Source organism: Streptomyces roseifaciens (assembly GCF_001445655.1).
Classification (GTDB): Bacteria; Actinomycetota; Actinomycetes; order Streptomycetales; family Streptomycetaceae; genus Streptomyces; species Streptomyces aureoversilis.
Genome location: NZ_LNBE01000001.1, coordinates 383,961 through 405,279, shown reverse-complemented (window position 1 = coordinate 405,279; position 21,319 = coordinate 383,961). Strand labels below are relative to the sequence as shown.

The 21,319-nt window shown below is 67.8% G+C and carries 15 protein-coding genes and 2 pseudogenes; 10 read left to right on the top strand and 7 right to left on the bottom strand.

Annotated features, from left to right (window positions below; translation table 11 throughout):
• Window positions 1-156: 156 nt before the first annotated feature.
• Window positions 157-1,083 (bottom strand): helix-turn-helix transcriptional regulator, encoded by a 927-nt coding sequence (locus AS857_RS01720; RefSeq protein WP_058041271.1) that lies wholly within the window; start codon window positions 1,081-1,083, stop codon window positions 157-159.
• 104 nt (window positions 1,084-1,187) lie between these two features.
• On the opposite strand from AS857_RS01720, the gene AS857_RS01715 reads away from it, so the two are divergent.
• On the top strand, window positions 1,188-2,729 hold the full coding sequence (locus AS857_RS01715) for an MFS transporter (protein WP_079109992.1): 1,542 nt from the start codon (window positions 1,188-1,190) through the stop codon (window positions 2,727-2,729).
• Window positions 2,730-4,466: 1,737 nt separating this feature from the next.
• On the opposite strand, the gene AS857_RS01710 is transcribed toward AS857_RS01715, so the two are convergent.
• Window positions 4,467-4,745, bottom strand: coding sequence for a hypothetical protein (locus tag AS857_RS01710; protein ID WP_058041270.1), 279 nt, complete (start codon window positions 4,743-4,745; stop codon window positions 4,467-4,469).
• A 1,097-nt stretch (window positions 4,746-5,842) separates the two neighbouring features.
• Here AS857_RS01710 and AS857_RS01705 point away from each other — a divergent pair.
• Window positions 5,843-6,889, top strand: coding sequence for a vWA domain-containing protein (locus AS857_RS01705; RefSeq protein ID WP_058041269.1), 1,047 nt, complete (start codon window positions 5,843-5,845; stop codon window positions 6,887-6,889).
• Window positions 6,890-7,730: 841 nt separating this feature from the next.
• On the opposite strand, the gene AS857_RS01700 is transcribed toward AS857_RS01705, so the two are convergent.
• Window positions 7,731-8,786 carry a hypothetical protein gene (locus AS857_RS01700; RefSeq protein ID WP_058041268.1) on the bottom strand — a complete coding sequence of 352 codons (1,056 nt, stop codon included), beginning with the start codon at window positions 8,784-8,786 and terminating at the stop codon, window positions 7,731-7,733.
• A 711-nt stretch (window positions 8,787-9,497) separates the two neighbouring features.
• A complete protein-coding gene (locus AS857_RS01695) occupies window positions 9,498-10,118 on the bottom strand; it encodes a CBS domain-containing protein (protein ID WP_079109978.1) in 621 nt (206 codons plus the stop codon).
• A 324-nt stretch (window positions 10,119-10,442) separates the two neighbouring features.
• On the opposite strand from AS857_RS01695, the gene AS857_RS01690 reads away from it, so the two are divergent.
• Window positions 10,443-11,555 (top strand): TIGR03767 family metallophosphoesterase, encoded by a 1,113-nt coding sequence (locus AS857_RS01690; RefSeq protein WP_058041267.1) that lies wholly within the window; start codon window positions 10,443-10,445, stop codon window positions 11,553-11,555.
• A 289-nt stretch (window positions 11,556-11,844) separates the two neighbouring features.
• On the opposite strand, the gene AS857_RS40890 is transcribed toward AS857_RS01690, so the two are convergent.
• The 3 genes from AS857_RS40890 to AS857_RS37070 form a co-directional block, all read right to left on the bottom strand.
• Window positions 11,845-12,519, bottom strand: a complete 675-nt coding sequence (locus tag AS857_RS40890; protein WP_245699537.1) for a tetratricopeptide repeat protein — start codon at window positions 12,517-12,519, stop codon at window positions 11,845-11,847.
• 262 nt (window positions 12,520-12,781) lie between these two features.
• Entirely contained in the window at window positions 12,782-14,038 is a 1,257-nt protein-coding gene (locus tag AS857_RS42515; RefSeq protein ID WP_245699549.1) for an NB-ARC domain-containing protein, read from the bottom strand.
• Between the two features lie 254 nt (window positions 14,039-14,292).
• On the bottom strand, window positions 14,293-14,772 hold the full coding sequence (locus AS857_RS37070; RefSeq protein WP_079109991.1) for a hypothetical protein: 480 nt from the start codon (window positions 14,770-14,772) through the stop codon (window positions 14,293-14,295).
• Between AS857_RS37070 and AS857_RS01680 the strand changes: the two genes are divergently transcribed.
• The 7 genes and pseudogenes from AS857_RS01680 to AS857_RS42205 form a co-directional block, all read left to right on the top strand.
• A complete protein-coding gene (locus AS857_RS01680; RefSeq protein ID WP_079109977.1) occupies window positions 14,748-15,644 on the top strand; it encodes a TniB family NTP-binding protein in 897 nt (298 codons plus the stop codon). The two genes, AS857_RS37070 and AS857_RS01680, sit on opposite strands and share 25 nt — an antisense overlap.
• Window positions 15,628-16,527 (top strand): TniQ family protein, encoded by a 900-nt coding sequence (locus AS857_RS01675; protein ID WP_058041265.1) that lies wholly within the window; start codon window positions 15,628-15,630, stop codon window positions 16,525-16,527. Before AS857_RS01680 ends, AS857_RS01675 begins: the two co-directional genes overlap by 17 nt.
• 52 nt (window positions 16,528-16,579) lie before the next feature.
• Window positions 16,580-17,041, top strand: coding sequence for a hypothetical protein (locus AS857_RS01670; protein WP_144440691.1), 462 nt, complete (start codon window positions 16,580-16,582; stop codon window positions 17,039-17,041).
• 509 nt (window positions 17,042-17,550) lie between these two features.
• On the top strand, window positions 17,551-18,069 hold the full coding sequence (locus AS857_RS01665) for a TnsA-like heteromeric transposase endonuclease subunit (RefSeq protein WP_338058239.1): 519 nt from the start codon (window positions 17,551-17,553) through the stop codon (window positions 18,067-18,069).
• A pseudogene (locus AS857_RS01660) lies at window positions 18,066-19,719 on the top strand (transposase family protein). The gene AS857_RS01665 and the pseudogene AS857_RS01660 overlap by 4 nt, the downstream one beginning before the upstream one ends.
• Window positions 19,716-20,837 (top strand): AAA family ATPase, encoded by a 1,122-nt coding sequence (locus AS857_RS01655; RefSeq protein ID WP_058041263.1) that lies wholly within the window; start codon window positions 19,716-19,718, stop codon window positions 20,835-20,837. Before AS857_RS01660 ends, AS857_RS01655 begins: the two are co-directional and overlap by 4 nt.
• Window positions 20,834-21,268, top strand: a pseudogene (locus tag AS857_RS42205) (TniQ family protein); the annotation flags it as partial. The gene AS857_RS01655 and the pseudogene AS857_RS42205, both read left to right, overlap by 4 nt.
• Window positions 21,269-21,319: the final 51 nt, after the last annotated feature.

The following is a 21,319-nucleotide window of genomic DNA, read 5'->3' as shown; positions in this document are numbered from 1 at the left end:
CGACGCCGCGCAGTACGCCCTCCGGGGCACCAGCAGCTCATTGCGCCGGACACCCGGCCTGACCGCAGCCAGCGGCGGCAGCCGGGGTGCCCTGACCGGCGGCAAAAGCCGGATGACCAGCCGCACCACCAACCGCCACCCCTTCCAGAGCAACCGTCACGACAGCGAGGCACCCCTGTCCGGACGCCCGGCCACCCCGGCACGAACGGCCCCGGGATTCCGCTGACCGGCGAGCTGACCGGCGACTTGACTGGACAACAGGCGCAGCGCGTCGGCCGAGGCGGTGTCGTGGGGTGTGTAGACCTCCAGCCGGTGGTCGGGGCTCTCGGGCTGGAGCCACACTTGATAGTCGATGCCGACGTCGCCGACGGTCGGGTGCTGCAGGTGCATGGTGCCAACGGTGCAGTCCGCGACGTCGCCCCTGGCCCACAGCCTGGCGAAGTCCCGGCTGCGCATGGCCAGTTCGCCGATCAGTTCGGCCAGCCGGGCGTCGGTGGGATACCGGCCCGCGGTGAGCCGCAGGTAGGCGACGTGGATCCGGGCGAGTTCATCCCAGTTCCGGTGAAGGTCCCGGGTGAGGGAGTCGAGGAAGAACATCCGGGGGATGGACGGCCGTCGCGCCAGATCGTGGGGCGCCTCGAAGCCGACGTGCTCCGCGACGAGGGCATGTCCGGTGCGGTTCCAGGCCAGTACGTCACCGCGGCGGCCGAGCACGACGGCCGGCGTGCTGTCCCCCAGGGACGCCAGGAGCGCGAGCACCCGTTGATGCGGCCTTTCCGGGCGGGGACGGACCAGGTGTGATGTGGCGGGCTGACGGGCGAGGTTGTGCAGGTGGGCTGTCTCGGACGGACCGAGCCGGAGCACGCCGGCGAGCGCATCGAGGACCTGCCGGGAGGCAGTACCGGCCTGGCCCTGCTCCAGTCGCGTGTAGTAGCCGGCGCTCACGCCGGCGAGCTGGGCGAGCTCCTCGCGGCGCAGGCCCGGCACCCGGCGGGCGGTGCCGTAGGTACGCAGTCCGACGTCGGCAGGCGTGACCCGGTCGCGGCGGGTCTTGAGATAGGCCCCGAGGCTCTCCAGTTCCATGACCCCGAGCCTAAGCGCCACGGTCTGTGTCCGGGTGCCCCTGCGAGGTGTACCCATGACACGGGGATGGCTGCCGCGTGGACCGGCATCGCACCGTCGGATGCATGAACACACAGCGCATTCCTCACTCCCCCGGCCCGCGGGCCTGGCTCGGCCTGCTGGTGGTCCTCGGCCCGGTACTGCTGGTCGCGATGGACGGCTCGGTCCTGTTCCTGGCGATGCCCGAGATCTCCCGGGCGCTGTCGCCGACTGCCGGCCAGGCGCTGTGGATCCTGGATGCCTACGGATTCGCCGTCGGGTCCCTGCTCATCGCGTCCGGGAACATCGGCGACCGGTACGGGCGGCTGAAGCTCCTGATGACCGGCACCGCAGTGTTCGGCGCGGCCTCGGCAGGGGCAGCCCTCGCCCCTGGGCCGGAACTCCTGATCGCCTTCCGGGCACTGATGGGTGTGGCCGGTGCCACGCTGCTGCCATCGGCACTGGCGGTCCTCAGCGCACTGTTCACCGACCCGCGCCGGCGGGCGAAAGCGATCGGGATCTTCGCAGCCGCCTTCGCCGCCGGCTTCGCGATCGGCCCGGTCGTCGGCGGACAACTGCTGAGCAGCTTCTGGTGGGGATCGGTCTTCCTGATCAACCTCCCCGTCGTCGTGCTCTTCCTGGCCCTGGCCCCGGTCCTGCTCCGCGAGGTACCTGCCACACCTGCCGGCCGCACCGACATCCTGAGCATCCTGCTCTCTGCCTCAGGCATCCTGCTGACCGTCTACGCCATCAAACACGCCGCCGCAGAAGGACTGACCCCGACCCCGGTAGCCACAGGGACCGCCGGCATCCTCACCCTGGGGTGGTTCACCCGGCGGCAACTCCACCTCGAGCACCCGCTGATCGACTTCAGCCTCTTCCGCGACCGGGTGTTCACGATCGCGGCCATCACCGGGCTCCTGCCTCTGGCCGCATGGTCGGCCATGGCCTACCTCAGCGGCATCTACCTCCAGTCCGTCCTCGGACTAAAGGTCCTGGACGCAGCCCTCCTCGCACTCCCGGGAGCGGCTGCACTCACCCTCACCTGCATCGTCACACCGGCACTGGCCGCACGTACCGGCACACGGGCAGCACTCATCACCTGCCACTTCCTCATCGCCACAGGCCTGCTCCTGCTGCTGGCCACCAGCGCCTCCAGCGGCATCGGCTGGTACGTGGCATCCACCATCATCACCGGCCTCGGCTACGGCATCTCCTTCAGCGTCGTCGCCGACACCGCCGTGGCCGCAGTCCCCCCAGAACGCGCCGGATCCGCGGCAGCAATCGCCGAGACCAGCAACGAGATCGGCAACGCCCTCGGCATCGCACTCCTCGGCTCACTGGCCGCCCTGATCTTCCGCCTCCAGGGACCCCACATCGCCGGCACCCTCAACGAAACACTCCAGGCCCCCGGCCTCACAGCCACCGTCATCGGCGATGCGAAGTCAGCCTTCGTCACCGCACTGCACATCACCGCCGCCCTCGCCGGCATCCTCCACACCGCACTCGGCATCTTCACCCTGCGACACCTGCCGAAAGCCCCCACCCACACCGACGACACCTACCCGGGCCCGGGCCCAGGCGGCCCGCTGGCCCAGGACACCACCGGAAACCACAGCATCCGATAACCCACGCCAACCCCCGGCTCAGAACCCAGGACCGCCGACACCTCGTTGAACGACGGCACGGGCCTCGGGCGGCACACGGGCGCCAAGGCTGGTATCGCCGTGCGGTCCGGTCCCCGCGGAGCCCCCCCCGGGGGGTGTCGAGCACCACGACACCCGGACCGGCCGATCGCCCACGTTGCAGCCGAGTGGGCATCTCCCGGCCTTGTCCACCGGAACGTGTCAACCACGACCGGCAGTACGACGCGACCGGACCACCCGACCACCCGACCGCCCCTCAACCCCACACCACCAGCCGACACCGACCCGACACCGACCCGGCACCGACCCGGCATCGTGCACCGTTGAACACCCGGGCATCGCACACCGCCGAACCTTCCCCGATTCGGATGGCGCCCCCTTTCCGATGCGACTCACCGGACACGCCCCGAGCAAGCGTTGCCTCGCGGAGCAATACCGACCGGGGACCAGCCCGCATCCCGGGACGGATGAGCGCCGGACACCACATCGTGAAGGCCTGACTGCCGAGCACGCGGAGGAACGCCGGGCGGCCGGTGACGCCGGCACCGGGCCGAGGCCGAGGCCGGCAGAAGACCTGGTCACCGGCAACGGGGCTGAAAACAGCGCTGCACTCAAGCCCCAGGAACCGTCCTGCAGGTGCAGGATCGTCTTCCAGGTGGTGGAGCACACACCGGCAACCCGGCAACCTCGCCCCCCCCCAGACAACCCCACACCGGAGCTCTCCCTGGCGCCGCGGCGCAGGACATCGGCAAGAGCCCGGCCAGCAGAGTGACCGGACACGCCGGCAAACAGCCCTGCGCAGACCGGCAGGGAAGAAGCTGCCGACCGGCCTCACGACCCTCCCCAGGCAGCTGCTGCGGGAACCGGGACGGGCGGCGCCCCCGGGCCCGTCCCCGCAGACCACGAAACCGGAGACAAGACCACGAACCGGCACTACACCAACCAACCCCCAAAGACCCACAATCAAAGGCAAGGCAACGAATTTCCCTTGACAATGAAGACGCCGGCCCGCGGCAGCGCCTTCGATACCGGAGACCGGACAGGACGCAACAGTGCACGGCAAAACACCAGGCCCGAAAGGGGAAAGCCGCAGGCCTCAATGCGGGTGCCTGGTACGGGGCGCGCCGTCCCGGACCAGGCACAGGCAGCCCGGCCCGCCGCCTACACGGCACAGAACCCGAAGGCCCCCAACCAGGACCCGGGACTCCATCCGGCCCGGGAATCAGTGGTACTTGAAAGCCCTCGACAGCCACCCGGACCGCTCCTGCACCACCCCACTCCCCCGCAAGCCCCGAGCCCCGAGCCCCCAAAGAAACGAAGCCAAACGCCGGGCCACACCTACGCCAGAACCCACGCCATCCGTGCCGGGCCGCCCACATCGCGCCGACCGTGAACGAACACCCCCGGAATCCCGGCCGGCCAGCGGGCGCTGGAACAACAACTGACCCTCCACCAGCCACGCACCCATACTGAAGAAACGGGCGCAGACCCACACGAACACGATCTGCCCACCCGGCCTCACGGCCGGCCTACACACCAGACACACCACCGGGCCCGCCGGAGACGACCGCCCCCCCCCAGAAGAGCCCGCCAGCAGCAACCCTCCGACAGACCACCCGGTCTGGACAGCGGCCAGCGCTGCGCGAGATGCGCTGGCCGCCGTCCAGCACTCACGCGGGCGGCACCCCGCCGTCCAAGGCCCCCGGCGACTCTCGAGGGCTACCTCTTCTCGATCTTTATGTCCGCCAAATCCCACCAGCACTTAAGGACGGCTTTCCGCTTCGTTCCCCCGTTCTGCTTGTACCACTCGCTGGTACGGTCCTGCTCGAAGTCGCAGATCGAGATCGTGCGCCACTGGCCCTTGCCCTTGCACTCGACCCAGCCGGTTTTGCCACCGACGTGCTTCTTGCAGGACAGAGATTGAGCTGCAGCGGCCTCGCCCGCCACCGCCTGGGGGACAGCAAGGCTAAAGGCAGCCACAGCGCTCAACCCGGCCACTGCGACACTCCGCCTCAGATTTCGCATTCCGCACCTTTCTCGCTTCCGATATTCCGGGAACCTAACCACGTGGGATCGAGACGTCTCGCGACGTCTGCGCAGAGCGTTCCGTCAGTGAGCTTCAGAGCGGATTCAGAGGGGCTTCAGAGCCGATTCCACTCCGCAACACCGTCAGTGCGGCAGCCCGCAGTGCGTCCCGGTCCAGAGCGGCGTACGCCGACACCGCCTCGGCGCGGGAGGGCAGAGAACAACCACGACCGCCGATCCAACGAGTGATGTACGGCTGGGCGCCGTGCGATTCTTCCAACCCGGCACAGTGACATGGCCGTTAAGCTGACAGGCGAGTCAAACACCCGGCAGGCGAATACCGATCCACCGGCCAGGAGAACCCGTCCCCAGCACTGGCACCACGCCCTTGCTCATCCCCCAGGCCCCGGGCGCATCCATCCAGCTCCGCGCCGCGCTCCCCGCCTGCACTCCTCCAAGACACCACCGCACTCCCAACACCCACCGGCAACGACTCAACGCGGGCCGCCACACCCTGCTCCCCCTCCTCCGCCCGCGCAACGGACAACCCCATGCCCCTGGCACAGGCTCCGGAGCCGGCACCACCACCCGCGTCCCCCGCTACACGACCGAAGCCACCGGCACACCTGCCGCCCCCACTCCCCCACCCGCCCACGCAGGCCACCCGGCCCCACTGAAGGCATTCGTCCCGCCGGCCAGGACACGCCCACCAGCCCACCGCATAACCGACCATCAGACCCCAGCCCCCTACCCCACTCCCCGGGCAGGCACCGGAGACACGGGATGAACGCGCAGGCCCCTACCGATCCACCCGGCCGCCTGCCGCGGGCCGCGGGCCGCGGGCCGCCCGCCCCTTCCCCGAGCCGTCCCACGGCGCGCCGGCGGGCCGGGAGCGCGCCAACGGCTCCTGCGGGGAGCAAACCGCCGCGGCGCGACAGCCGCCCCCCCCTTGTTGCAGGTCAGTCCTCCCCGCGGTCCGCATCCCGCCCGGCAGCCAGGACCGATTGTCAGTGGCGGGTGCGAGGATCGGAGCACCGAGTCGGAAGACAAGAAAAAAAGGGGGAGCTGTCATGTCCGGAAACCAGAACTACATCAATCACGTTGCTCTCGTACTGGATGCCAGTTCATCCATGTCACGCCTGAGCCGCAAGGTCGTCGAAGTCGCCGACCAGCAGATCGCCTACCTGGCCCGCCGGTCGGAAGAACTGGACCAGGAAACCCGCGTCACGGTATACGTCTTCGCCAACACGGTGGAGTGCGTCATCTACGACAAGGACGTACTGCGCATGCCGTCCCTGAAACAGCTCTACCAGGTCGGCGGAATGACGGCCCTCCTGGCGGCCGCACTGAAGTCACAGCGGGAGCTCGCACAGACAGCCCAGCTGTACGGCGACCACAGCTTCCTGACATTCATACTCACCGACGGGCAGGAAAACGCAAGCCACCGCTCCCCGGACGCCCCCGCCACGGACCAGCGCGAACTGGTACAGGCCGTGGCCAAGATGACCGCAGCACAAGAAGACAACTGGACACTGGCCGTACTCGTGCCGGACCAGATGGGCAAACGCGAGGCCATGCAGTGCGGCTTCCCGAAGGACAACATCGCCATCTGGGACGCCACCAGCACCCAAGGCCTGGAAGAAGCCGGACAGGTCATCCAGCAGGCCACCGAAAAATTCATGATCGGCCGCACCCAGGGCATCCGGGGAACACGGGCCGTATTCTCCACCGGCGCAGAAACGGTCAACAAGGACACCATCAAAGCAGCCGGCCTCACCCCCGCCGATCCCTCGGACTACCAACTCATCCCGGTGACCCGCGAAGCAGCCATCCGGGACTGGGTCACCGAAACCGGGCACACCTACCGCACCGGCTGCGCGTTCTACCAGCTGAACAAGACAGAGAAAATCCAGGCAAAGAAGCAGATCGCAGTACTGGAGAAGAAAACCGACCGCATCTACACGGGACCGGAAGCCCGCACCCTCCTCGGCCTGCCCGACACAGAAGCCCGCATCAAACCCGACCACAACAACGACTTCACCATCTTCATACAAAGCACCAGCGTCAACCGTAAACTCGTCCCCCACACACGCATACTCCTCATCAACCAGCAATAACCCGACACCCAGGAAGCCATCAACTCACACCCTCCAAACCCCCACCAGCCCGACGGCTACCTGTACATCCGCTTCGGCAACCGCGCTCACTCCGGTGGCACCTCCACCGCCTGGTGCGACCTGAACGCGGAAGCAGCCAGGCAGAGGCATTCCCCGACCGATCACCCGGACAAGCCATCCGTGAACCAGACAACGAAACACAACCCCGAGAGACCAGGAGCCGGATCTGCGACCCGCCCCTGCAGACCCGCAGGCCCGCCCCCCTGCTGCCCCGCCCAGAACCCCGGTCACCCGGCACACAAGCAGCACAGGACCGCAAGGACGCCGACAGAAACCGACAGCTCCTTCGAACAGCTACGGAAGGCTCGGGCCCGGAACACCACCCAAGACCACGAACTGCATCACCGGCGGACAGCTGAACGCCGTACGCATCTCCTCATCCTCCACGTGCTGAAACGGGGCGGGCGCTGACGAGCCTGTCACTGTGCCCAAGGTGGTGTGACGTGGCAGGCCCCCTCACCGTTGGCACGGTGATTCCACTCAAGACGATCGCGCAGGTGGCGGAGAGTCTCGGTGTTTCCGTCACCACGGCTCTGGCGTTACATGGACAAGATTCCAGAGGTTCTGGCCGCCTGGCCCTGCGCAAGACCCTGACAGGTCAGGGTAAAGGGGGACGTCATCGTCGTTGACGGGCACCCTCATCACGGCCAGCCTCGGTGCCTTTGAGGACCAGCAGAACACTGTGGAAGGCGAGAAACATCCATCTCAGGCCGTGCAGCAGCGACAGAACGAGAGGATGCTGCAGCCAGCGGGTCCCTTTGCGCACGGCTGGGGCAGCGGGTTAGCGCCACTTCCGTTTCACAGCAAAAAGGTAGGAGTACGCGGTTACGGATGGAGCAGGGCGAGTGATGGCAGCTCCGGCTGCTGTCGCCGCGAGCAACGCCCCGATGAGGTCGCCGCCGTGGAGTGCAGTCCACACAGCACCAGAAAGACCGAGTGTCACGGTTCCGGTGTTGCGGAGGAAGGCCTGCTGGCTGACAGACAGCAGATCCCGGGCTTCACTCTTCAGCCGGGCACGCCGTTCACGGAGCTCTGCAGTGACCTGGTCATCTGTGAGGCCTTGCCACGTGCTGACCAGGGCACGTACCCCCTCCGCGTACGACCGGAACTGCTTCCCGTGCTCCCGCCGAAAGTCCAGCACCTCATCCAGTGGAACATCAGATAGATCAGGACAGATCTCGTTCAGATCGGCATCGACGATCATTCCGGTGTGCTGTGCACGCGTCCACACGTAGTCTTCGTGGGACGGCCTCGAGAAGTAGTCGTTGCTGAGGGCCTCAGGGCTCGTCGCGTGTGCAACAGGCTGCAGGGAGAAGTCTGTGGCCTGTTGAAGGTCGTGGTGGAGAGCCCGGCAGTAGGCCAGCAGAACGAGCTGGCGGATCACCGGGTGGGCCAGTTCCACATGTGAGGGGTGCGGCGGGCCAATGGGGATGGCCAACCCCCGCCTGTGCATGGCATCTAGGAATGCCCCACTCGCGGCGGTGAACTGGGGCGAAGAGTGGAATGAACTCCGCATCTCATAGGCAACCCAGTAGGGCGCCACCCTCTCCCAATCAGTTCCCTCGACAAGCGTGAGCAGACTCCGGGTAAGCTCCTCGCTTGTCTCCGGACGGATGTGCTGTTCTGGGGCAAGGTTGACCAGCAGCCCCTGCTCATGCAGCGGCTGAGCCAGCGGGCTGCGCTGCAGAGCCCCCTCCAGCAAATCAGTGGGCAGAGACAGAGCCACCCCGTCGAAGAACAGCAACATCGACTTGATCTGTCCCTCGATCTCGACTGGCCAAGTCCAGTCGCTTGCGTAGTACATGAGCTCCTTGGTGCTGTCTCTCTGGATCCCCATACCAACAGGACACCGCACAAGCTGTGAAGCCTCAAGCACAGCCTGGTGAGTCCCACCTGGAATTCACCCGTTGCCGGGAGAGAGCAGCCAGAGATCACCGGCACCCGCGTCAAACTATGCGGAGATGCTGCTGGCGCACAGTTCACGCAGGTCGGATACAACTGCAGAGGGTGCCGGGGATGGCCTCAAGGAGCCTGACGATCGAGGTGATCTAGGGCTCGGGGCCGGGCAGCATGTCGCGGGCGGCACAGGTGATGTCCGGGTTGACGACGGTGGGTACGCGTCTTCTCCTGCCTGTATGAACCACTCTCACGTGCATATGCGCATGGGGCCGACCCTGGAGGGCCGTCCCATCCCTCGCCACTCCACGTCTCGAACCACCCGCGCGCGGCCAGGACCGGCCGCACTGCGTGCAGAGGGAAGAGGCCAGGTAACCAGCGGTCTCGCAGCGGGCCGGTCTCGGTACCTGGGAAGCAGCCCGCCACGCGCGCGTGGCGTACCACCGAGCGACGGTAGCGCGGCCTGTCCGGGCTCCACTCAACGCGAACGGCCCTGAGGCCAGGTCATGAGGCAGACGACCCCGTCCGCACCCCGGGTCCCGTCCTTTACCACGCGGGAGGAGGATCTGCCGGTACGCGCCCCGGGGAAGCGCTGCGGCGCGACCGCGGTCGACGCCTGACGACGGACCGGCGCGCAACGGCCGCGTCGGGCTCACTCCCCGGGAACGTCAGCAGCGTCATCGACGTCGAACGCCAGGTGTTCCCGGACGGCGACGACCCCGTCGACGCCGCGGCACATCTGCACCAGTACGGGGATCAGGGACTTGCGGCGCAGTGAGCCGCTGAGGGTGACCAGTCCGTCGCCGACCTCGACACCCACCGCGGACGGTGGCTCGTGCAGTGCCCGGACGACGACGTCCTCGATGATCTCGGCACGGATGGCGTGGTCGGGCCGGAGGAAGACGTCCAGGAGGTCTCCCCTGCTCACGATGCCGACGAGCCGTCCCTCCTCGTCCACGACGGGCAGTCGCTTGACGCGGTGCTCCTTCATCACGTGCGCGGCTTCGATGAAGCTCCACTCGGGTCTCGCACAGACGGCGGGGCTCGTCATCAGGGTCTCGGCCGTTGCCGCGGCGTGCCCGCCCTCCCCGCCGCCGGTGAGCAGGTCGGCCTCGGAGACCACGCCGACCGGGTGGCCGGCGTCGTCCACCACGGGCACGGCGGTGATGTCGTTCTCCTTCAGCACCGCGACGATTTCCCGGAACATCGTGCCGCGCTGCACCCGAGCGACCTTGGGCGTCATCAATTGGCCGACGGTCCTGTGCTCCAGCATCCGTGGTTCCTCTCAGCGGGGATCGACCGGTCCCTGTCCAGTTTCCTCCCTGACCGGCGGAGCAACGGCACGGGCCACGCACGCCGGTCACCGTTCTCGCGCTCCACTCCCCGGGATGCGAGCAGCGCACACGCCGCAGACCATCGGCGGACCGTGCAGGACACGGGATTTCCCGGCCTCTGCGCGAACCGGGTCCCGGACACCTGCCCGTGCCGCTCCGGCCACCACCCCACCACATTCGAACGTTAGTTCGCGTGTGTTGCCGGGCCGCGTCACGCCCCCGCGCATACGATGACATGCGCATGAGTCGGAAAGGGTCCGCAAATGCCGCATTCCTCGTCCGCCGGCATCCGGCGGCGCATGTTCCTCGCCGGGGCCGCCGCCGGAGTGGGGGCCGCCGCAGGAGTCGTCCGGGCAGGATTCACCGGGCACGCCGACCGGCTGGGGACGCACGGGGAGCCGTTCGCTGCCGGAACCACCCTCGCGGCCGTCACCACCCGGCCGGACGGTCCGGGGTACCGGCGCCTCGCGGACGGTCCGGGATGGCCGCGCATCGTGCGGAGCGACATCGCCGGCCCTCGGCCCGGCCGCGCCGATCGCCGTACTCCCCTGGCCGCCTTCGTCCACTTCACCGACCTGCACATCACCGACGTCCAGCACCCGCTGCGCTACGAATTCCTCCGCGCAGGGAGCCCGAAGGCGTGGCGGCCACAGGAGGCCCTGACCGTGGCCGGTGCCGTGTCGCTCGTCGAACGGGTCAACAGCCTGCGCAGCGGACCGGCCACCGGAGCCCCGCTGTCCTTCGTCATGGCCACTGGTGACAACACGGACAACAACGCCACGATCGAGCTGGACTGGTTCCTGACCGCCATGAACGGCGGCACCTGCACTCCGGACACGGGCGAGCCCGGCCACTACGAAGGCGTCCAGGACAGCGGTCTGGAGCTCTTCTGGCACCCCGAGAGCCTCCTGCGGGACCTGGACAGCCTCGCCGGCTTCCCGAAACTCGAGGGCTTCCTCGGCGCCGCCACCCAACCGGTGCACAGCCCCGGCCTCGCCATCCCCTGGTACTCCACGCTGGGCAACCACGACGGACTCTCCGGCGGCTGCTACGCCTCCGGTCACGGCGCCATCGCCGCCGCGGCCACCGGCAGCCGGAAGCTGCAGACCGTCCCGCCCGGCGAGGCCAGAACCCTCATGGCCGGCGAGGGACGCGGCACCGACCCCGCAGGACACTGGGTCGAGGCGCTGCTGGGGCGCGGGTACCAGGCCCGCACCGTCACCCCCGATGCCCGCCGGGCTCCCTTCAGCATGCGGGAATACCTGGCAGCCCACCTCCATCCGGACCACGTCGGCCCCGGGCCCGCCGGCCATGGCTACACCACCGCCAACCTCACCCAGGCAACCCTCTACCCCAGTGCCGCATGCGCGCATTAGGTGGCCGTCATACCGATCTTCCGTCCCCGGACCTCTGGCTCCCTCCTCTGTGTGCACTTTCCAGGTGAAGCAGCCGGGTACAGGACCTGCCAGAGGCGGTGGCCCGGATAGGGCTGCGGCCATTGGTCGGGCAGGTGTGTGGAAGGTCGTGGAGTTCTTCACGCAGCTGGGAGCCGGGCCGATCTACGCTGATCCCCCCTGCTGGCTCTCAGCCAGCCAACTCCTTCTGGCAATTGAGATTGCAAAAGGTCTTTAGTTCCAGCGTCCGAACACCGGAGCGCGGGCCTGCTCACCGCGCCCCTGCCTCTTTTTGCCAGTGGGTGAGAGTGTGCCGTGTGTAGAGGGTGTGGTGGTGGTTCGAGCCGAGCACCCGTTCCCGGTCAGCCAGCAGTTCAGAGAATGCGGCCACAGCGCCGACCACATCACCTCCTTGCCCACGCAGCCGAGCGAGGTTATGGCGGGTGAAGAAGACGTCAGGGTGGTCTGGCCCAAACATCCGCTCCCGATCGGCCAGCAGCTCAGTGAAAGCGGCTATAGCGCCGGCTACGTCCCCCGCCCTGCCCCGGCAATAGGCGAGGTTGTGCCGAGCGACAAGGGTGCGACTGTGGTCCGGGCCTAACACTCGCCTGTATCCCGCTAGTTGTTCGATATAGGCGGCCACAGCACCGACTGCATCTCCCGCCTCCCCCCTCCAGCAGCCGAGACTCCACCAGACGTTGAGGGTGTCGAGGTGGTCCGGGCCGAGCACCCGGGCATAGTCGGTCAGCAGTTCGCTGACCGCAGCCACAGCACCGGCTGCATCCCCCGCCTCGCCACGGAAGCAGGCAACCCTGCGCCGGGCGGCGAGACTGTCGGGGTGGTCCGGGCCCAGCGTCCGCGCATAGTCCGCCAGCAGCTCCGAAAGGTCGATCGCGGCACCGATCGCCCCTCCTGCTTCCTCGCGCCAGCGGGCGAGGTTGTCCAAGCCGGTGAGAGTATGGGGATGATCCGGCCCCAACACTCGCACGTAGTCGGCCAGTAGTTCGGTGAGGCCGGTCGTGGCATCAGGAGACTCTCCTGCCTCCCGCCATTGGGCAAGGTCCTCCACGGTGAGTTCAGTGCGGGGATGATCCGGGCCCAGCACCCGTGCGAAGTCGGCCAGCAGCCCAACACAATCGGTCGCAGCACCGGTAAAGTCCCCTGCCTGCCCACGCCAGCTGGCATGGCTTTGCCGGGCGGAGAGCGTGTCAGGGTGGTCCGGGCCGAGACGGTCGCGGGTGAGGTCCGCCAGGTGGCGGAAGTGACTGGCGGCGGCGGTGACCTGTCCGGCTTCGCCGAGACTGCACCCGGTGCGGAAGCACCGGGTGCGCATCAGAACCGAACAAGGCGTCTTGGGCGTGGCGGAGAAGGGCATCAGCGTTGGCCCGCAGTGACTGGGCGAGCGCGGTGTCGTGTTCAACCCTCGGCCAGGCAGCAGTCAGGGCGTCGGCGGCGGCGCGGGCGAAAAGATCGCACTGATCAGTGCGCAAGGATTCACGGACGGCGCGCTGGACGAGTTGGTGGACGCGGACGGTCTGGTGAGGGCTATCAGGCGAGTGATCGATCAAACTCATGCGTTGTAACACCCGCAGCGCGCCGGTCACCCCCTCAACCCCGACCTCATCTCGCACCCGCTGCTGTAGCTGGGGGCCCCACCCAGGAGCCGTGCGGTTTTCGGTGAGGTGGGTGAGGGCGGGCGGGCTGGTCAGAACAGAAATGGGAATGCCGTTCGAGCCGAGCATGGCTGCCAGGTGCAGCATCGGACGAGCCAAACCCCGCGGGCGCATGCGATCGGCCCGGTCGATGGACAACGACCAGGTGGCAGCGACAGTGACTGCCTGATCATCGGGCAGAGCACCTGGTTCGGGCAGCGCATCGGCGAGAGTGCGGGCCCGGTCAGCTAGCAGGTGGCGGTAGGTCACGCTGTTCAGATCTGGGGCGTCGGCAAGGTAGGCAGCTGCCTGGGACAGGGCCAGCGGCAGGTACCCCAGATCGGCCGCCAGGCCGGCGAGCTGCTCACCGCCTTCGCTGTATTTACGGGCCTCCAGGGAGGTGGTGAGGTAGGCCACAGCCTCGGAGGGAGTGAACAAGCCGACTCGGATCAGGCGGCGGCCCGCGCCAGTCAGGGCGGCGTCCTGACGGCGGGTAGTCACCAGCGTGCGGCCCGATGGGCTGGCGGGAGGCCACAGGCCCCGCAGGTCGGCAGGGTCGGCCACATCGTCCAGAACGATCAGCCACCGGCATTGCTCCGTCGAGGCCTTAGGCTCCAGCCAGGCGAGGAACGCTTCCGCTGCCAGGCCTGGATCACCTGCGTAGTCGTGAAGGATCTCCCGTGCCGCTTGGGCGTACGTGTCGGTAATCGCCTCGCGGGTAGCGGCGGTAACCCACACCAGCAGGTCCACGTCTTCTTCCCAGGCACGTCGAGCATGGTGGGCGGCAAGCTGAGTCTTGCCAACCCCACCCATACCAGCAAGCACCTGGCACAGCACTGCGGTACCTGCGTCGGCGACTGCCTCTCGCAGCTCCCTGACCGCACTGCGGTACTGGAAAGAATCAGCCTGCCGGGGCAGTACCCCGACCTGGTGCGGCCACGACACCGCTTGACGTGGAGCGGCGTAGAACATCACACGATCAGCGCGGCCGACCGCGACAGAGCCAGGCCCGGAATGGACAGATGCATGAGCGGTGATGTGCAGGGCAGACGTGGCGCCGGGCCCGGTCAGCCCTGGAACGGGCCCGGCTGCGGAGGATTTCCCAGGGTCACATCGCCCATGCGCAAAGCAGCCGCAGACCCGTGGTCTGCCCGAAGGTTCACATTCCCACCAACGGCCAGCCCACTGGCCTCAGCTGACACCCCGCCAACGGCAGTCGCATTATGTTCTTCCAGTAAAGCCCTCAATTGGGCCGCGGCCAGCTCACGCTCGGCATCGTCCAGACTCTCCAGCAGCGTCACGAACATAGCTTCCCAGGACGCCTCCTGTCGGATCTGCACCCGTTCGGCATCTGCCGTACCAGCCGCCGACAAGGTAGCTGCGGTCTGGTCCAAGCGTTCCAGCTCAGCATACTCACGCCGGAGGTCACCGCGGCCAAACCACGTCGCGACCCGCTGCCGGAAACCAGCCCAGGCATCCGTACCTGCCGCCTGCACCACCGCACTGCCGCCTGCCGCCGCCAATGCGGCCATCACTTCTGCCAGCACCCCGCCGTCCCCTCTTAGCCGCTCTTGCCCTCTCGACCGTAGCCCTCGCCTGGCGTTGCACGCAGCAGCCTTCACCAAAACCCCGCTCAAGCCGCCAGAGCGACCCTGACGCCGCCCAAGGCCAAGGGCCGGACGGGACTGAAGGGGCTGAAAGGGCTGAATTCTCGGTACCGCGAATCGGGGCTAATGAGCGCCGGGAGGACGGCACATCCGTCCCACCCCGGGCCACCCCGAAGATGCTCGCCATCGAGTTCGCCCGGTTCCTCGGCCTCCCTGTTGTCCGGCAAGAGACCCAGACCTCCATCACCAATGCCGTCTGTGACCTGCTGATCAAAATGCCGGTCGAACTCGCGCTCGTCGACGAGATCCACAACCTCAACCTCGCCACCCAGGCCGGGGCCGAAGCCTCCGACCAGCTCAAATACCTGTCCGAGCGGATCCCCGCCACCTTTGTCCTCGCCAGCATCGACGTCGCCGCGAGCGGCCTGTTCAGCGGTGTCCGAGGCCAGCAGATCGCCGGCCGATACACCGTCACCGACACCAAACCGTTCGCCTTCGGCACCACCGCACAACGGCAGAACTGGCGGAACCTGATCGCCTCACTCGAAGACGCCCTACGACTCCACCGGCACAAGCCCGGCAGCCTGGTCAAACTCGACGGCTACCTCCACGAACGCACCGACGGCGCGATCGGCAGCCTCTCCCAACTCGTCCGCGGCGCCGCCCTTGAGGCCATCATCAACGGCAGCGAGGCCATCACCCGCAAGACTCTGGAGACCATCGAGGTCGACCAGACCGCCGAGGACGCCCGCCAGGAACAACGCCGCAATCGTCGCCCCCGCCGCCGGAGGCCGGATGCCGACGCAGCCTGACCAACTCCGCCAGCTACCCATCCCTCTCGGCCCCGTCCACAACGAGACCCTCGGTTCCTATCTCCACCGCCTGGCCGTCGCCAACAACCGTCCCGCGAGCTTCCTCGCCCGCCTCCTGGGCCCGCTGCCGCCGGAGTTCTCCCCGCTCAGCAACACCACCGCAGGATGGACTCCCCACTCACCCGGCCGTCTGGCCACACTCTCCGGGCGCCCAACGCCCCAGCTCGCCTGGGCCCTGCCTGCACTCGTCGACTTCCTCAGCCCACACGGCCCCGGGCAGCAAACGGAACAGCTGATCAGCCGCCCCTGCCACTGCTGCACAGCCCGTCGCAGCCCCACCGCTTCCGTGGTCATCACCCTCTCGCCCATCCACGTCCACCTCTGCCCGCGGCATCAGCTCTGGACCCGCTCCACTCACGACATCCCGCTCGGCGTCCTACCAGAAGTCATCGAGGCCCAGCGTCGACTCGACCAGCTCGCCCGTCGGAACCGGCAGACCGGACGAGCCCTCGACCTGGCGCGGAAGATCGTCGAGGACTGGTCCGCCTCCGGAATGCCGATCGACCTCGGGAAGGAGTGGACCGATCGTCTTGACCGAGTCGAGGCTCTCGCTGTCAGCAAGAAGATCTCGGCTCAGGACCGCAGTCACCTCGCGGCGTTCCCCGAGATCGTGGTGCTGACGCGCTTGATCCTGGCCCCGCCCACGACCGCCCTCGACCCCAAAGAGCTCTACCTCGCAACGACCGCCGAGCTGAGCCAACGATTCGCACGGATCTACACCACCCTCGGAACCCAGGACCCCCTCTACCGACGCTTCTGTCTTTACCGCGAACGAGACTTCCCGGAGGCAGCAGGCCAGAGGACTGGCCGATGGATCGTCTGACTAGCCTCGCCGATAGGCCAGCCCAGGTGAAATGGTCTGTCAAGCTGCTTCGGTGTTCGAATATCGCCTCTGGCTTGCCGCAGTCCCGGAACCCCTACCTGAAGCCGAAGCCCGTATCTACTGGAACCTGAAGGATCTCCCCACTCCGACCCTCGACGGAGCCTTGAAGCAAGCGGACTACGCCTACGTCGGCTCCTGGCAGGACAGGCATCTGGCGGAAATGCCGCAGTCTGGCCGCTGCCCTGCTGTCCGGATCTTCGACTGGCTGTTCTATCGAGGGACCATCGACTGCTACCAAGCACCGATTCTGGATGCTCAGCTGCGGGATGAACTGATTGGGCTCTACCAGACCCGGCCGGATGACCTGCCTGCGGAGTCCACCGATGCGGATGAGATCGCCACGTTCCTCACGGCGCACCTCGGCTGGAGCTTGCTGCCTGAGGAAGCGCCACCACCAACCACAGCCCCGTCTCCGGGCGACCACGGTAGCCTGGCCGACGAGCAGGACGGCTGAGCTGACATTCTCACCATCAAGTCTTCCGCGAAAGCCATGTCGTTTGAGAATGCCGCGGGGCAACGTTCTCAAACGACATGGCACGCCAGCAGGTCAGCGGCCATCTACCCGCCAGCTGAACTGCGACAGGACAGCCGCCTAAGGATGCCCCATTCAGGTGACGCCTGACAGTTTTCTCAGCCGCCGAACCCTGGTGCGTTACTAGCAGAAGCGGCCCCCCCCTTTCTGGCGGCGGGACCTCGTCGGTCAGGGGTGTAGTCATGTGCACCGCCGCGGGGTGCAGCTCCGGCCGTCCACCTCCAGCGGTACCGACAGTCGGACAGGTGACGGTGAGCTACCGTCGCCGCGGTGGCTTTGCGGTCGTTGATCGTCCGTGGGGGGCAGTGAGCCTTTCCAAGGTGGCGGAGGCAGGACCCTGGCGTACGTTCCGCTGGTATCGGGGGCAGCGGCATGACCCGGGGGTGTACTGGTCGGCCACGGTTCGGGATCACGTGATCTAAGAATCGCGTCTGGAGCTGGCCCGATTGCTGTTTGCCGACTTCGATCCGTCGGTGCGCCACATCGTTGCTCAGCCGTTCCTGGTGAAAGCGCTGGTTGAAGGCGCGGTCCGCAGGCACGTTCCGGACTATTTGCTGCTGACTGAAGCGGGCCCGCTGGTCGTCGATGTGAAGCCGCTGCGGCGACTGGACCAGCCCGAGGTGGCCTTCACTCTGGGCTGGAGCCGGCACCTCGCGGAGGACCGCGGCTGGCGTTACGAGGTGTGGAGCGAACCCCCAGTGGCGCTGCTGGAGAACGTGCGGTTTCTCGCGGGCTACCGCCGTAACTGGCTCTTCCCCCGCGAACTGCTCGATGCCCTGGATCCAGTAGACCTGGACGGACTCACGCTCGGTGAGGCCCTGCGTCGGCCAGCTGGGGTTGCCCGGGAGTATGCCCGTGCTGGGATCTTCCACCTGCTGTGGGCCGGGCGCTTGACCACAGACCTACGGCAGCCGCTCAGTGCCTCGCATGTGCTGCGGAGCGTGGCATGAGTGGGGCTGGCGCGCGCGTGGGCGTGGGCACGCGGTTTCGCTACGACGGCGAGACTGCCGAGGTTGTGGAGATGACCGCGACAGCGGCGGGCAACGAACTGGTCCTCAAAGACGAGCGTGGCCGCTACTTGCGGGTCGGACTGAAGGAACTGCTGTTCTCGGACCGGGCGGTGATCATCCCAGAGGCGGACGGTCCGGGCTCGGATGACGAAGAAGAGATCACGGGCGTTGCCCTGGGGCAGTTGTCGGAATTGGAGCGGGCGCAGGTGATCGAGCGGGCCGAGCACGTGCGCGAAGTGCTGACGGGGTTCCGGTCGGGGAGCCGGGAACTGCCGCGGCCCGAGGAACCGCGCCCTGAATACGCGCCGGAGACACCCTTCGAAGCGCGCTATGCCGCCAAGGCGGCCGAGCTCGGAGTGACCGGCCGGACCGTGCGACGCTGGGTGGCGGCCTACCACCGAAACGGTGAAGCCGGGCTCGCCCCGCGGACACCCTTGACGACGTCGGTGGCTCAGCGCGTCGACGAGCGGTGGCTGGAGACGGCGCTGGAGGTCATGGTCGAACACGCCGGCCAGTCCAAGCCCTCGCGCAAGATGGTGATCGACCGCACCCGGGCCCGCGTCATTGCCCGCTACGGGCCCGACGTGGTACGACTGCCGAGCCAGGCGACCGCCTACCGGGCATTAGGCGAACTCGAACGCCGTCACCCGCTGTTCCGGCTGAGTACGAAGCGGAACCGGGACATTGCCGAGCGCCCGGAGGGGCCGTATGGGAAGCTGCGGCCGACGCGGCCGGGCGAGTACCTGCTGATGGACACCACTCGGCTGGACGTGTTCGCGTTCGATCCGCTGACCCTGAGGTGGGTGCAGGCCGAGGCGTTCTTCCTCGACGAGCTGGAGGCAATCATCCGGGAGTGGGTGGCAGTGGTCTACCACTGCCGTCCGCACTCCGGCCTGGTGGACCCGGGGCTGCCGGGGCTGCGGATGTCCCCGGCGCAGATGTTCGAGCACGGTATGGCCAGGGCCGGTTGCATCGAGGTTCCCCGGGATGCGGACCTTGGTTTTGAGTTCCTGCCGACAGTGTGGCGGACGATCCAGCACTATGGGGGTGGAGATCGGCCGCCGCCGCTACAACGGTCCCGGCCTGCCCGCCCCCGGTACCGCAAGCCCGTTTCAGGGGCCGGTGAAGAACGGCTGGCCGTTCCAGGTGGATCCGGACGACGTGTCCCGTGTCTACTTCCGCGACCCGGTGGAGCGGCGGTGGCACACGCTGGTGTGGGAGCACGCGCCGTCCGCGCGGATGCCGCTGAGCGAGGACGCGCTGGCCTTCGCCCGGAGGCTGGCGGCCACGAAGTACCGCTACCCCGACGACCGGCTCGCCGTCGCTGACCTGCTGGAACGCTGGAACCTCGGCCTGGGCACCACGCCCGCCGAGCGCCGCATGGCCCTGCGCCTGTCCCGCGAGCAGGTCGCCCTGCACCTGCCCGACACGGCGGACGAGGCGTCGGCGCCGCTGCCCGCGGCACGCCCGGCCCCGGAAGGAGCCGGTGGTGGTAACACTGCTGCGGCCCGCGGCGAAGAAGTGGCGGCCCTGGAGGGCGATGACGAAACCGAGGAGGACTTCTACGCGGACGCCCTGGACGACGTATGAGCACTCTCTCCGACGGGATGCAGGGGCTGGGCAGCCTGGCGTTGTCGCGCAAGGAGGACTTCAAGGCCTTCGTCACCACCGGGCCGCGCACTCCGCCCGACCCACTGGAACATGAGCAGTTCAAAGCCCTTGGGGGAGCAGCGCGGGTGGAGTACGACCGGCAGCGGCGTGTGTGGCACGCGAATCTCGGGCCGATCAGGACACCACAGCTGGCGGAGCTGCACGAGGACTTGTGGGACATCTACGACAGCAATCCCCAGGACGGCGACAAGGCCAAGGGCGCGGTGGCCGTGGATGCGTTCCCGGGGCTGGGCAAGACGACCTCGGTGCTGGCCTTCGCCCGGCAGGTGCACCTGCGGGAGGTGGCCGAGCAGGGCGAGTTCACGGCCGACGGCCATGAGCGGTGGCCGGTGTGCCGCATCGGGCTGACCGGCAACACAGGGATGAAAGACCTCAACCGCGCGCTGCTGGAGTTCTTCGGACACCCCGCCCGCCACGGCACCGCCGCCCAGTTCGGACAGCGGGCCTTGGACTGCGTCCTGACCTGCGATGTGCGCCTGCTCATCCTCGACGATCTGCACTTCCTCAAATGGGGCAACACCAATGGCATCGAGGTGAGCAACCACCTGAAGTGGATCGCGAACGAGTTCCCCGTCACCTTGCTCATCGTCGGCGTAGGACTGGCCGGCAAGGGCCTGTTCAGCGAAGGCCATACCTCCGCAGACGCGGCCCTGGCACAGAACGGGCGCCGCACCACACGCCTGGGCCTGCACCCCTTCATCATCGACAGCCAGCAAGGCCGCCAGGAGTGGCGGCAGATGCTCCTTGCTCTCGAGCAGCGCCTGGTGCTGACGAAGAAGCATCCGGGCATGCTGGCCGACGACCTGTCCGGCTATCTCTTCGCACGCAGCACCGGACACATCGGTTCCCTGATGACCCTGATCAACCGCGGCTGCCAGCGCGCCATGCGTACCGGCGCCGAACGCCTGCACCAGGATCTGCTCGACGGGGTGAAGAACGACGAGGCCTCCGAGCGGGCCCGCCGTGAACTGGAAGCCGCTCTCCGATCAGGTCGGCTTACCAGCCGCTCGGGGAGCAGGAGGCCGGTGACAGGGTGAACGCGGAGGTGCGGACGCTGCCGATCCGCCTGCCGCCTGTGGCGGGCGAGGCCTTGGATTCCTGGCTGGAGGCCCTCGCCGCCCGTCTCCAGGCCAGCCTGGGCGACCTGACCGACGCTCTCGGTCTTCCTCGTCAAGCCGCAGGCGCCACCACCCGCGCATTACCGCGGTGGACTATCCTTCTCCGCCCTGACGAGGTTGATGCGGTCGCCCGGGCGACCGGAACGGCCCGCGAGCGGGTGGCGGCAATGACGCTGGAGCGCTGGAATGGCCAGGCTCTGCAGATCGACACCGGCCAGCGGCTGCCCCAGCACCAGTTGCTGTGGGCCAGGCCCAGCGGATCACGGTTCTGCCCCCGCTGCCTGGAGGAGTCCGGAGGCCGCTGGCAACTGGCCTGGCGGCTGACGTGGACCTTCCTGTGCACGCAGCACCGGGTGCTGCTGGCTGACGCCTGCCCGGCCTGCCACCGCACCCCCAGGATG